This window comes from Tissierella pigra (assembly GCF_018917845.1).
GTDB lineage: Bacteria > Bacillota > Clostridia > Tissierellales > Tissierellaceae > Tissierella > Tissierella pigra.
In genome coordinates, this window is the sequence record NZ_JAHLPJ010000001.1 from 1764807 (window position 1) to 1779918 (window position 15112).

Here is a 15112-nt window from a genome sequence, read left to right on the forward strand (position 1 = left end):
AAATAGAAATGTTACCCCTAAAAGATGTTTAGGGGTAACTTTCTTATTTAACTAGATATTGACAAATTATTGGAAAATAATATAAAAAAGGCAAGAAACTATAAACACTTGCCATACTTTGATAAATATTAACAATATCTCAGAATATTAAGGAAATCATGACAATGAATGAAATAAGTAAGGGGTGGTGATAAATAACTCCTTATGACATATATATAGAAATTACAGTATTTTGCTAAAGTTTTGATTTTACATAATTAAAAAAAGGAGGTGTAAAAAAGATTAAATATTTTGCAAAAAACTGAAGGGGGGAATTGTTAAATGTCAAAGAACAACCAAGTAAGAAAAGTATTATCCCTAATAATAAGCCTTATTATGGTATTGGGATATTTTACATCCTTTGTTTATGCAGAGAACAACCAACTTAGTTCAGCAAAAGAAGATTTATATGAATTAGCTGCAAATAAAATTTCAGCTGAGGTAAAGGAAGACATAGATAATGAACACCTAGTGGAAATACTCATATATATGGGGGAGCAAGTGGATACAGAAAAAGTAGCCCATGCTACAAGATCAGCTGTATCATCAGCTATGACCCCATATCAAACTAAGCTGGAAGTAAGAAGTGCAGTATTGGAATCTCTAAAAGATACTGCAGAAATAACTCAAGCTAATGTTTTAAAATATTTAGAACAAGAGATGGAAAATGGAAATGTAGTAGAATTTACACCTTATCATATAGTTAATATGGTATATGTAAAAGCTACAAAGGAAGTAATAGAGAATCTTTCCTATATGCCAGAAGTAGATAAAATCTACAAAAATAAAACTCATATATTAGAAAATCCAGAGATGAGCAATGAAATAGAACCTACAGCTAATAGAGTAGAGTGGAATGTTGAGAAGGTAAAGGCAGACCAAACATGGGATCTAGGATACGATGGAACAGGAGTAGTAGTAGCCAATATAGATTCAGGGGTAGATTGGACTCACCCAGCACTTAAGAATAAATGGAGAGGCTATGACCCAAATACAGAAACTACTAATGCCAGTGGAAACTGGTTTGACCCTGTATACAACGCATCACTACCAGCAGATTCAGATGACCATGGAACTCATGTAATGGGAACAATGGTTGGTCAAGAAGCAGATGGATCTAATAAAATAGGTGTGGCACCAGGAGCAAAATGGATAGCAGCAAGAGTATTTAATACTGCTGGTTCTACAACAGATGCCATATTATTATCAGCAGCACAATGGATGTTAGCACCAGGTGGAAATCCAGACAATGCTCCAGATGTGGTCAATAACTCATGGGGTGGAGGAGCTGGAATAGATGATTGGTATAGAGAGGCTGTTAGAAATTGGAGAGCAGCAGAGATATTTCCAGCATTTGCAGCAGGAAATCAAAGATTAGGGGAACCACTGCCTTGGCCAGGTTCTATATCATGCCCAGCAAATTATCCAGAATCCTTTGCAGTAGCTGCAACTGATAGAAATGATATAAGGGCATCTTTCTCAAAACTTGGACCATCACCATATGATGAATCTTTAGTTAAACCAAATATATCTGCGCCAGGTGTAAATGTAAGATCATCAGTACCAGGAGGCGGATATGCAGGTAATTCAGGTACCTCAATGTCAACTCCAGCAGTAGCAGGAGTAGTTGCACTGGTATTATCAGCGAATGTTTCATTATCAGTAGCAGATGTTGAAGAAATTCTTCAGGATACAGCTACACCATTAACTGACTCCACATACCCAACAGCACCAAATATGGGTTATGGCTATGGTATGGTAGATGCATTTGAGGCAGTATCATCCATAGCAACAGGAACAGGATATATTTCAGGTAGAGTATTAGTTCCTGGAGAAGATACATCAGAGGCAACTATAACTCATGAACAAGAAATATTTGAAACCTATATGGGTTCAGACATAGAAATCCTTGCAGAAATATCAGATGATGTTGCAATAACAGAAGCAGAGCTTTTAGTTAAACAACAGGGAAAATCCTACTGGATGGTAGCTCCAATGAATAGAATTTCAGGAGATCACAAGAATGGAATGTATAAAGGAACTATAACTCATGATATGTTAATGGGAGATAGTATTGTATATAAGATAAAAGTAAGAGACTATGGAGGAGATGTAGTAGTTACATCAGATTATAAAATAGATATAGAATTTGGTGTAATCCCAGGAGAATATACTCAAGGCTTTGAGAATAATGCTAATGGCTGGATATTCAATGGAGCGTGGGAATGGGGAGTACCATCAAATGTTGGTCCAAAGCCATTTGAAGGAGAAAAACTAGTAGCAACTACATTAGATGGAAATTATCCAAATAATGCTGATAGCTGGATGATTACTCCTCCAATAGATTTAAGAGATGGAAATTTAGAAACTGCTTCACTAAGATTTTATGAGTGGTATGAGATGGAAAATAATTATGACAAAGGATATGTACTAATTACAAATGATTATGGTGAAACTTGGACTGAAGCAAGGGGAATCATAACAGGTAGTGCTATGAATTGGAAGGAATCACTTGTGAATCTTGGAAATTATATAGGGTCTAAAGAACCAGTATTTGTAGCATTTAGATTTACATCTGATTCATCAGGTCAGAGAGCAGGATGGTATATAGACAATGTAAGACTAATGGCTCGTGATAACGAACCACCAGCAATACCTACTAACCTGACAGCAGAAGCTAACATGAGAGGAATTAAGCTAAGCTGGAACCATTCACCAGATGCTGATTTATCACATTATAATATTTATCGTTCAGAAACATTAGGCGAAGGATATGTTAAGATAGGAGAAATTAACAATAATAGTTTTATAGATTCAGAAACAAGTCCTAACACAATGTATTACTATGTAATAAATGCAGAAGATTTATCAGGCAATATCAGTGAAAATACAGAGGAAGTATCTGCTACAGCTTTAGCCTTTACTACTATATTTGGTACAGACTTTGAAAACAATGACAGAGGATTTACTACTGGCGGAACTAATAACCCATGGGCATGGGGAGTACCAACATCAGGACCTAATGGAGCTGCTTCAGGAACAAAACTATGGGCAACGAACTTAGGAGGTAACTATCCTATGAACAGTGACAGCTATATAGTTAGTCCAGCTATAGTACTTCCAGAAGGAAGCAATTCGGTATTGACATTTAATCATTGGGTTGACATGGAAGGGACAACTACTTTATATGATTATGGGCAAGTACAAATTTCTACAGATGATGGAGTTACTTGGACCAATATAACTCCTGCAGAAGGTGGAAAATATGGTAGAAGAGTTCAAGCATGGACTAATGAAGAGATATCCTTAGCTGCTTACACTGGGAATACAGTAAATCTTAGATTCTTCTTCCATTCAGATGGCTCACTTTCATATACTGGCTGGTATATAGATGATGTATTTGTTATGGTGGGCACTACAGAATCAGCATCAAAACCAGGGCCAGTACAAGAAACAGAGTTGATAAGAAGAGATTCGAAGAAAGCTGATTATATAGAACCATTAGCACCTAATTATAAATTAAATAGAACAGGAACAAATAAGTTTGAAACAATAGAGGATATAGAAGTACAAAATATGCAAATGGTATTTGCAGGAATCCCAATATCTGATGCTGTAGTAACAGTATTGGAAACAGGAAGAAGTGTTAAGGTTGACCCTGTTACAGGTAAATTCTTTATGAGATCTCCAATTGGCGAATATACTTTAGTAGCAGAAGCTTATGGATATTATTCTAAGGAAGCTAGAGTAAATGTAGTTGAAGACCAAACTGCAAAATCAAACTTCATATTAGAACCTAAACCACAAGGAACTATTACAGGTAGAGTATTTGATAGATATTATGAAACTCCGGCAGCTTACGCTGTAGTAAGAATAGTAGAAGATTCAAAAGTAGCACCAGTTACAGCTGATGCAGATGGATATTTTGTAATTCCTAATGTTCTAGAGGGAACATATACACTTAAAGTAGTAGCAGATGGATTTGAGCCAGGAGAAACTACAGTAGATGTAGCTGGAAATGAAACAGTAGATGTAAATATAGGATTAAAGAGGTTTGTAGGTTATGAAGACAATATAATCTATGATGATGGAACAGCTGAAAATGCATTAGTACTAAATGCAGCACCTAATGGATTAGCAGTAAGATTTACACCAGATCAATTTGGTAAAGTAAAAGGTACAAATATTTACTTCTGGGATACTTCATGGCCAAGTCCGGGAGGAAATAGAATAGGACTTACAATATATGGAATAGATGCAAATGGCAAACCATACAAAGTTGGAGAACCAATATTCCAAGATGTAGTTAGAGGTGAATGGAACTATATAGACCTATCAAGCTTTGGCTTCTCAACAGATAAAGACTTCTATATCTCAACTATCCAAGACGCAGCAGGTACTCAGTGTCCAGGAACAGGTATAGACCAAAATTCACCATATGAAGATAGATCATATATGAATATTGACGGAGAATTTAAACTACTAAGCTCTGAAGATACTCAAGGCGGATTGATGATTAGAGCAAGAATGGAATATGCAATGGATGTTCCAGAAATAACTAATCTAGCTCCAGAAAGCTATACAAATCAAGATTCAGTAAGAGTAGAAGGAAAGGTCACAGCAGATGGTAAGGTAAATGTATATGTAAACGATATAAAAACAACCTCAATAGATTCTGAGAATAGAGAATTTGAAGTAGAAGTACCTTTACCAGAAGAAAGAAATACAATTAAGGTAACAGCTGAGCTGAATGGAATAGAAACAGAACCATCAGCATCAGTAGTAGTAATAAAAGATAAATTAGCACCAGTTTTAACAGTAGATGAGCCATTAGACAATGCTAAGATAAATGTAGAAGTAGCTCATGTAATAGGTACTGTAACTGACAATATTGGCTTAGAAAAATTAGAGATAAATGATAAAGAAATATCAGTAGATGAATCTAATAACTTCCATGAAAGATTGATGCTAAATCAAGGTGAAAATACTATTACTGTAAAAGCAACTGATGGAGCAGGAAATATAACTACAGTTGTAAGAACTGTGGTAGTAGGGTTAGAGGAACCAGCTATTACAAATATTTTGCCAGATGAAGACATAAATCTTAGAGAAGGAGACACTTTTACTGTTAGCTTCCAAGCACCAACAGGAGGGAAAGGATATTTCAGGCTGTTAATGCCATTTGGATTAGATAGCAATGAAATAGGAATACCAATGACAGAAGAAGAAGGATTATATACTGGAACTTGGACAGCACCAGCAGGATTAGTGGTTGCAGGACTAAAAGTTCAAGTCGTATATATTAGCGAATATGGAGTTAAGGTAACAGAAATGGCAGAAGGAAGAATAACCGTAATAGGAAATATGAGAGATTTAGTATCTAATTCAATGATAATAGGTGATGAGGCATTTGATATGGACTTTTTAGATAATGATGCAAGTGTACAGAGAAAGTTAACCGAATGGTACAATACCGGAGGTGAAGTGTATATCAAGCTTAATGATACTACCATAGTCAATGAAGAAGGGGATCTAATATCTATAGATGAATTACCAGACTTCATAACATATTTTGATGTAAGAGGAAATGTAACATACTACGAAAAATAAGATGATAAATGGGAGGCTCCTAGTCATAGGGGCCTAATCCTGAAAATGAGGTTAGCTCAAATTTTGCCAAAAACTAAAGGAGGGAATTTTTAAATGTCAAAGAACAAACAAGTAAGAAAAGTATTATCCTTAATAATAAGTCTTATTATGGTATTAGGATATTTTACATCTTTTGTTTATGCAGAGAACAACCAACTTAGTTCAGCAAAAGAAGATTTACGCAAAGAGGCTTCAATGAAGATAGAACCTGAAGTAATGAAAGAGCTAAATAATGAAGACTTAGCTGAGGTATTGGTCTATATGGCAGATCAAGTAGATGCAGAGAAGGTAGCCTACGCAACAGAATCTGCTTTATCATCAGCCATGACACCACATCAAACTAAACTTCAAGTCAGAAAAGGTGTTATAGAGGCCTTAAAGGATAATGCAGAATTAACTCAGATGAATATTTTGAATTATCTGGAGAAGGAACTGGAAAATGGAAATGTAGCAGAATTTACACCTTATCATATAGTGAATATGGTATATGTAAAAGCTACAAAGGAAGTAATAGAAAATCTTTCCTATATGTCAGAAGTAGAAAAAATATATGAAAATAAAATTCATACATTAGGTGAGGTAAAATTAGATAATGAAATAAAACCTTCTGATAATAGTTTAGAGTGGAATATAGAAAGAGTAAAAGCTAATGAAGTATGGGAGCTGGGATACGATGGAACAGGAATAGTAGTAGCAAATATAGACTCAGGAGTAGATTGGACTCATCCAGCACTTAAGGATAAATGGAGAGGTTATGATCCAAATACAGAAACTACTAATGCCAGTGGAAACTGGTTTGACCCTGTATACAACGCATCACTACCAGCAGATTCAGATGAACATGGAACTCATGTAATGGGAACAATAGTTGGTCAAGAAGCAGATGGCTCTAATAAAATAGGTGTGGCACCAGGAGCAAAATGGATAGCAGCAAGAGTATTTAATACTGCTGGTTCTACAACAGATGCCATATTATTATCAGCAGCACAATGGATGTTAGCACCAGGTGGAAATCCAGACAATGCTCCAGATGTGGTCAATAACTCATGGGGTGGAGGAGCTGGAATAGATGATTGGTATAGAGAGGCTGTTATAGCATGGAGAGCAGCAGGAATTGTTCCTGTTTTTTCAGCAGGAAACCAAAGAGCAGGAGAACCACTGCCTTGGCCAGGATCTATATCATGCCCAGCTAACTATCCAGAATCCTTTGCAGTAGCTGCAACTGATAGAAATGATATAAGAGCATCTTTCTCAAAACTTGGACCATCACCATATGATGAATCTTTAGTTAAACCAAATATATCTGCACCAGGTGCAAGTATACGTTCATCAGTACCTGGAGGAGGATATCAAGGAGGCTGGTCAGGAACTTCCATGTCAGCACCTGCTATTTCGGGAATAGTAGCACTTCTTTTATCAGCTAATGCCTCCTTATCAATAGAAGATATGGAAGATATTATACAGAATACAGCTAGACCATTAACTGACTCCACATACCCAACAGCACCAAATATGGGTTATGGCTATGGTATGGCAGATGCATTTGAGGCAGTATCATCCATAGCAACAGGAACAGGATATATTTCAGGTAGAGTATTAGTTCCTGGAGAAGATACATCAGAGGCAACTATAACTCATGAACAAGAAATATTTGAAACCTATATGGGTTCAGACATAGAAATCCTTGCAGAAATATTAGATGATGTTGCAATAACAGAAGCAGAGCTTTTAGTTAAACAACAGGGAAAATCCTACTGGATGGTAGCTCCAATGAATAGGATTTCAGGAGATCATAAAAATGGAATGTATAAAGGAACTATAACCCATGATATGTTAATGGGAGATAGTATTGTATATAAGATAAAAGTAAGAGACTATGGAGGAGATGTAGTAGTTACATCAGATTATAAAATAGATATAGAATTTGGTGTAATCCCAGGAGAATATACCCAAGGCTTCGAGAATAATACTAATGGTTGGAAATTCAATGGAGCATGGGAATGGGGAACACCATCAAATGTTGGTCCGAAGCCATTTGAAGGAGAAAAGCTAGTGGCAACTACATTAGATGGAAATTATCCAAATAATGCTGACAGCTGGATGATTACTCCTCCAATAGATTTAAGAGATGGAAATTTAGAAACTGTCTCACTAAGATTCTATGAATGGTACAATATGCAGAACAGTTATGATAAGGGTTATGTTCTAATAACAGATAACTATGGTGAAACTTGGACTGAGTCAAGACCAGTTGTCACAGGTATTAGAGAAGAATGGAAAGAGGCACTTGTGAATCTTGATAGTTATATAGGGTCTAAAGATCCAGTATTTGTAGCGTTTAGATTTACATCTAATGCTTCAACACAGGCAGCAGGATGGTATATAGATAATGTAAGACTAATGGCTCAAGATAATGATGCGCCAGCAATACCTACTAATCTAACTGCAGAAGTAGGGTTAACAGGGATTAAACTAAGCTGGAACCACTCACCAGATGCTGATCTATCACGTTATAATATTTATCGTTCAGAAACATCAGGCGAAGGATATGTTAAGATAGGAGAAACTACCAGTAATAATTATCAAGATGCTGAAGGAACTGTTGGAACAACATATTATTATGTATTAAATGCAGTAGACCTTTCTGGTAATATAAGTGGTTATACACAAGAGGTATCTGCTGTTCCAGTGGAAGCACAGATTCTATTTGGTGCAGATTTTGAAAATGATAATGGTGGATTTGTAACAGGTGTTACAGCTGGAACTGCTAATCCATGGGAATGGGGAGTACCAACATCTGGACCTAATGCAGCATATTCAGGTGAAAAACTATGGGCTACTAACCTTGCAGGAAATTATGATCATAGAACTGATGCCTATATAGAAACTCCGTCCATAGTGATACCAGAAGATAAAGATGGCATGCTAATATTCAATCACTGGGTTGATATGGAAGGAACAACAACTCTATGGGATTATGGTCAAGTTTTAATCTCTAAAGATAATGGAGCTACTTGGAACAATATAACTCCAGTAGCAGGTGGAAAATATGGTAGAAGAGTCCAAGAATGGACTAATGAGGAAATAGCCCTAACAGGATATAGTGGAGAAACCATAAAATTAAGATTCTTCTTCCACTCAGATACTTCAGGAGTATATACTGGATGGTATATAGATGATGTATTTGTTATGGGTATAGACCATGTAGAACCAGAGCCAATTGAAGGTGAAGAATTAATTTATGATGATGAAACGGCAGAAGATGCATTAGTATTAAATACAGCAGGAAATGGGTTGGCAGTAAGATTTACTCCATCACAATTTGGTAAAGTTCAAGCTGCTAATATTTATCTATGGGGTAATGATTGGCCAACACCTGGAGGAAATAGATTAGGATTTGTTATTTATGATTCAAATGGTAATCAAGTAGGAACACCTATGTATGTGAATAATCTAGTTAGAGGCGGATGGAATCTAATAGATCTTTCTAGTTTTAATTTCTCAACAGGTAGCGATTTCTATATATCAACTATGCAAGATGCAATTGGTGATAATAGTCCAGGAACCGGTTTAGATGATAATTCTACATCAGATTGGACCAGATCTTATCTGAATGTTGGAGGACAATTAAGTCCATTAGCAGATTCAGGTGCAGACTATGAAGTAGCTGTAATGATTAGAGCCATTATGGACTACGATAATGCTGAAGCAACAGCCGGTAATCCTTTAATTAGACCAGTAGTAAAGAAGAAATCAATGGGCAATGTGGACGCTGGTATGATGAGATTAGGGGAATTAGAAGTTAAAAAAGATGAGATTGATAAAGTAGATTACGTAGAACCAACAGCACCAAAATATAGTTTAAAATCAAATGAGATGCTTAGAGCTAATAACTTTGAAACCATAGAAGATATAGAAGTACAAAATATGCCAATGGTATTTGCAGGAATTCCAATATCTGATGCTGTAGTAACAGTATTGGAAACAGGAAGAAGTGTTAAAGTTGACCCTGTTACTGGTAAATTCTTTATGAGATCTCCAATTGGCGAATATACTTTAGTAGCAGAAGCTTATGGATATTATTCTAAGGAAGCTAGAGTAAATGTAGTTGAAGACCAAACTGCAAAATCAAACTTCATATTAGAACCTAAACCACAAGGAACTATTACAGGTAGAGTATTTGATAGATATTATGAAACTCCGGCAGCTTACGCTGTAGTAAGAATAGTAGAAGATTCAAAAGTAGCACCAGTTACAGCTGATGCAGATGGATATTTTGTAATTCCTAATGTTCTAGAGGGAACATATACACTTAAAGTAGTAGCAGATGGATTTGAGCCAGGAGAAACTACAGTAGATGTAGCTGGAAATGAAACAGTAGATGTAAATATAGGATTAAAGAGGTTTGTAGGTTATGAAGACAATATAATCTATGATGATGGAACAGCTGAAAATGCATTAGTACTAAATGCAGCACCTAATGGATTAGCAGTAAGATTTACACCAGATCAATTTGGTAAAGTAAAAGGTACAAATATTTACTTCTGGGATACTTCATGGCCAAGTCCGGGAGGAAATAGAATAGGACTTACAATATATGGAATAGATGCAAATGGAAAACCATACAAAGTTGGAGAACCAATATTCCAAGATGTAGTTAGAGGTGAATGGAACTATATAGACCTATCAAGCCTTGGCTTCTCAACAGATAAAGACTTCTATATCTCAACTATCCAAGACGCAGCAGGTACTCAGTGTCCAGGAACAGGTATAGACCAAAATTCACCATATGAAGATAGATCATATATGAATATTGACGGAGAATTTAAACTACTAAGCTCTGAAGATACTCAAGGCGGATTGATGATTAGAGCAAGAATGGAATATGCAATGGATGTTCCGGCAATAACTAATCTAGCTCCAGAAAGCTATACAAATCAAGATTCAGTAAGAGTAGAAGGAAAGGTCACAGCAGATGGTAAGGTAAATGTATATGTAAACGATATAAAAACAACCTCAATAGATTCTGAGAATAGAGAATTTGAAGTAGAAGTACCTCTACCAGAAGAAAGAAATACAATTAAGGTAACAGCTGAATTGAATGGAATAGAAACAGAACCATCAGCATCAGTAGTAGTAATAAAAGATAAATTAGCACCAGTTTTAACAGTAGATGAGCCATTAGACAATGCTAAGATAAAAGAAGAATCAGTTCATGTAATAGGTACTGTAACTGACAATATTGGCTTAGAAAAATTAGAGATAAATGATAAAGAAATATCAGTAGATGAATCTAATAACTTCCATGAAAGATTGATGCTAAATCAAGGTGAAAATATTATTACTGTAAAAGCAACTGATGGAGCAGGAAATGTAACTACAGTTGTAAGAACTGTATTAGTAGAGTTAGAGTCACCAACTATTACAAATATCCAGCCATCAGAAGATATAGAACTTGGAGCAGGGGATGTATTGACAGTTAGCTTCAATGCACCTACAGGAGGGCAAGGATATTTTAGAATAATGGTTCCGTTTGGGTTACAAAGCAATGAAATAGGAATACCAATGACAGAAGAAGAAGGATTATATACTGGAACTTGGACAGTTCCAGAAGAAACAGGAGCAGAAAATTTATTGATTGAAGTAGTATATAGAAATGAATATGGCTATGAAATAACACAAATGGCAAAAGGAAAAGTTAAGATAATAGAAGGTGAAGGACCTGTTGATCCAGAACCAGCAAGAATTACAAATCTCCATCCAACCGAAGATACTGAGCTTAGAAGTAATGAAACCTTAGAAATAAGCTTTAATGCACCATCAGGAGGTAGAGCATATTATAGAATAATGCTTCCATTTGGACCTTCAACTAATAGACTTGGAAATGAAATGACAGAGGTTGAGCCAGGATTATACGAAGCAACATACAAAGCACATGAAGGAGTAGTAGCATCAGACTTGCAAATAGAAGTAATATTTACAGGTGAAGATGGAACTGCATTAACAGAAATAGCAGAAGGAAAGATAACATTAGTAGGAGATATAGAAGATCTTCCAGTTAGTGCAGTTATTATAGGTGATGAGGCTTTTGATACAGATTACCTAAATAATAACGCAAGAGCACAAGCTAAGCTAGTAGAGTGGTATAACTTAAACAATCCAGTTTATATTAAGCTTAACAATAACACTTTTATCACTGAAGATGGTGAAAAAGTATCAGTTGATGTATTGCCAGAATTGCTACAATACTTTGATACAACAGGTATTAAGTTATACGCAAAATAAAATATAGATTTAATAAAATATAAGAAGAATTCTCTAAAAACGGAACAGAAGGCTATTAATAGCCTTCTGTTCCGTTTTTAGAGTGTCTTTAAGAAACAGCTAAATCGCAAATAATATACAAATCCTACAGTTATATGAAAGATATGATAATCTAAACAAATATTATCATAATTGATAAACATTTAAATTTAAAATAAATACTTTAGTATTATAATTCATTTCGTAAAGTAGTTTAAAACAACGTTTAATTATGTTATACTATTAGTATATTTTGAATTCGGAGGTGTTAGCTTGTTAGAATATATTCAGACCATTTTAATTTTACTTTTCATAACTAGTATATTTGGGTATATATTTGTAATTTTAAAAGAAAAAATGTACTTGAAAAATAATATAGTAATTATAGATAAAAAAACAGTAACTCCAGAGCATTTAAAAGAAGCTGATATGAAGGAATTTATATTAGATGGTATAAGAGCAAAGGCAGGAGATGAAGTTAAAGTCATAACAAAAGAAAAGAAAAGATATAATGGAATCCTTTTAGGTGCTAAGAAAAAAGATAAATCTATATTGATGGTTACATATAAAGATGAAATAAAGATATTTAAAATAGATAATATTGAGAAGTTTAAGATACTTAGTAAATATGGGAAATTTTTTAATTAAAAGATGTACAAAGGGTGAATATTATGTCTTATGAGAAGAGAGAAAAAAGTAGGAAGAAACGAAAAGTTTTTCGAATTATAATTATATCCTTTGTTTCTCTATATCTATTGTTTAGATCTGTTCCATCATTACTTGCTAATGGTACAAAAACTGTTCTTCCAGAAAGAGGAGTTTTAATTACTAAATTTTCTGCTGAAGGTTTTTTAATAAAGGATGAAACAGTAACAAAATCTCAAGTTAAAGGACAATTAGAAATGTCAACTAATGAAGGTACTAGATTGGCAGCAGGTTCTGAGGTGGCTTCTGTTAACTCCTTAAATGATACGTCTTCATTAAAAGAAGAGTTAGAACAGGTGGAGGAATCTATTTCAGCTTTAGAAAAGTCTGAAGCTGAAACTAATTTAATAATAAATGAAAAAGAGAAAGTGGGAAATCTAAAGGAATCTTTAGTGAATAAATTACAGACAAATATAATAGAAGGAAACTTCGATGAAGTGTATTTACTAAAGGAGCAATTAGCCCTATATGATGAAAAAGTTAAGGATGTTTCTTTCACCAACACTTTGGCAGGTCAAAGTCTTGAAAATTTGAAGTCAAAAAAAGAGGTTATAAGTAAAGAAATAAATAGTAATCATGTGAAATATTATTCACAATATGGAGGAATTGTATCATATATAATAGACGGATATGAGGAAACATATTTACCTAGAGAATTTGAAAATTATACTTATGATAAATTAAATTCTACTAAGCTTAAAAAAGATGAAGTAAAAACTAATGTAAATGTAGGACAACCTATATATAAAATAATCAACAACTTTGAATGGTATCTAGCTGTAAAAATAGAAGATTTAAAGGAAATAGAAGGTTTTGAAGTAGGGGATAATGTTCAAATTCATATGAAAAAAGACAAGGAAGAGTTAAGAGGAAGAATCGTTGCAATTAATAGCTCAGGAAAAAAGGGAGCAATGGTAGTAAAATTTACTACTATGCTGCATGATTATTATGATATAAGATTCGCAGAAGTGGATATTATTCAAAGTAAAAATGAAGGTTATAGAATACCTACCAAGGCAATAATAAATAAAGATAACATGCAAGGAGTATATATCAAGGATAAAAGTGGCATAGTGAAGTTTAGACCTGTGAATATAATAGGTCAAGACGATAATTATACTTATGTTGATATGGGTGATAACGGTAATATTTTCTTGGAAGGTGAAGAAAAGCCTACAAGAACTATTACATTATTTGATGAAATATTTATAAATACTACTAATATAAAAGAGGGACAAATACTTAACTAAAATGGAGGGGATAAAAATATCTATTCAAGACAATATACAGATTATTGAGGAAAATATTGAAAAAGCCTTAAGAAAATCTGGCAGAGAAGGAGAAAAGGTAGAACTAATAGCTGTAACCAAAACTGTAGATATTAATAGGATAAAAAATGCCCTTGATTATGGAATTATTAATATAGGTGAAAATAGAGTTCAAGAATTAGAACTTAAATATAATTCATTAGGTGATAAAATAAATTACCATATGATAGGACATTTACAGACCAATAAAGTAAAAAATATTATCAATAAAACAAGGTTAGTGCATTCCTTAGATAGATTATCCTTAGCAAAGGAGATAGACAGAAGATCTAAAAATGAAGGAATAGTTACAGAAGTTCTATTACAAGTAAATGTGGCTGAAGAAGAGACAAAGTTTGGACTTAAATTAAACGAAGTATTAAATTTCTTAGAAGATGTTTTAGTTTTTGATAATATTAAAGTTAGAGGTTTAATGACCATAGCTCCTCATGTAAACCATGAGGAAACTTTGAGAAATATTTTCAAAACTTTATACAACTTAAAAGAAGACATAAAAAGTAGAAATTATAAAGAATTATCTATGGATTATTTGTCCATGGGAATGTCAAATGATTATGAGTTAGCTATAGAAGAGGGTTCAAATATGATTAGAGTTGGATCTAATATATTTGGCAAAAGAAATTATTAGGAGGGATACAATGAATACCTTTATGGACAAGATTAAATATTTTATAGGTGTACAGGATTTGGAGGAAGAAGAGAGATATGAGGAAGAATATTCCGATTACGATGATGATTATGATACAGTAGTACCAACAAAAACAAAAAAGTTAAATAATAAAGTAGTAAATATCCATACTAATAGTAATATGAAAATTGTAGTACATGAACCTCTTAGTTATGACGAAGCCCCTAGTATAATAGATGATTTAAAAGCTAGAAAAACAGTTATAGTAAATTTAGAGCAATTGGATAATGGAATTAAGAGACAAATTTTTGATTTTATAAGTGGTGGATTATATGCAATGGAAGGTAATATTCAAAAGGTTACAAAGGATATATTTATCTTTGCCCCTAGCAATGTAGAAATTGACGGATTAAAAGAAGAACTAAAAAATAGGGGACTATTTTCTTGGTAAGAAGGAGTA

6 protein-coding genes are annotated in these 15112 nt (G+C 34.0%); all 6 read left to right on the plus strand.

Going from position 1 to position 15112, the window contains the following annotated elements:
• Positions 1-321 precede the first annotated feature (321 nt).
• The 6 genes from KQI41_RS08585 (at position 322) to KQI41_RS08610 (ending at position 15103) form a co-directional block, all read left to right on the plus strand.
• On the plus strand, positions 322-5649 hold the full coding sequence (locus KQI41_RS08585; RefSeq protein WP_216585142.1) for a S8 family serine peptidase: 5328 nt from the start codon (positions 322-324) through the stop codon (positions 5647-5649).
• A gap of 93 nt (positions 5650-5742) precedes the next feature.
• The gene (locus KQI41_RS08590; protein WP_216585143.1) at positions 5743-11973 is read left to right on the plus strand and encodes a S8 family serine peptidase; all 6231 of its coding nucleotides are present in this window, start codon (positions 5743-5745) and stop codon (positions 11971-11973) included.
• 291 nt (positions 11974-12264) lie between these two features.
• A complete protein-coding gene (locus KQI41_RS08595; RefSeq protein ID WP_154438298.1) occupies positions 12265-12639 on the plus strand; it encodes a hypothetical protein in 375 nt (124 codons plus the stop codon).
• 23 nt (positions 12640-12662) lie between these two features.
• A complete protein-coding gene (locus tag KQI41_RS08600; RefSeq protein ID WP_154438296.1) occupies positions 12663-13946 on the plus strand; it encodes a biotin/lipoyl attachment domain-containing protein in 1284 nt (427 codons plus the stop codon).
• A 1-nt stretch (position 13947) separates the two neighbouring features.
• A complete protein-coding gene (locus tag KQI41_RS08605) occupies positions 13948-14652 on the plus strand; it encodes a YggS family pyridoxal phosphate-dependent enzyme (RefSeq protein WP_154438294.1) in 705 nt (234 codons plus the stop codon).
• Between the two features lie 10 nt (positions 14653-14662).
• Positions 14663-15103, plus strand: coding sequence for a cell division protein SepF (locus tag KQI41_RS08610; protein ID WP_154438292.1), 441 nt, complete (start codon positions 14663-14665; stop codon positions 15101-15103).
• The last annotated feature ends 9 nt before the right edge of the window (positions 15104-15112 follow it).

Coding starts and splice junctions, on each gene's coding strand:
- KQI41_RS08585 (WP_216585142.1), top strand. CDS start 322: ATGTCAAAGAACAACCAAGTAAGAAAAGTATTATCCCTAATAATAAGC.
- KQI41_RS08590 (WP_216585143.1), top strand. CDS start 5,743: ATGTCAAAGAACAAACAAGTAAGAAAAGTATTATCCTTAATAATAAGT.
- KQI41_RS08600 (WP_154438296.1), top strand. CDS start 12,663: ATGTCTTATGAGAAGAGAGAAAAAAGTAGGAAGAAACGAAAAGTTTTT.
- KQI41_RS08605 (WP_154438294.1), top strand. CDS start 13,948: ATGGAGGGGATAAAAATATCTATTCAAGACAATATACAGATTATTGAG.
- KQI41_RS08610 (WP_154438292.1), top strand. CDS start 14,663: ATGAATACCTTTATGGACAAGATTAAATATTTTATAGGTGTACAGGAT.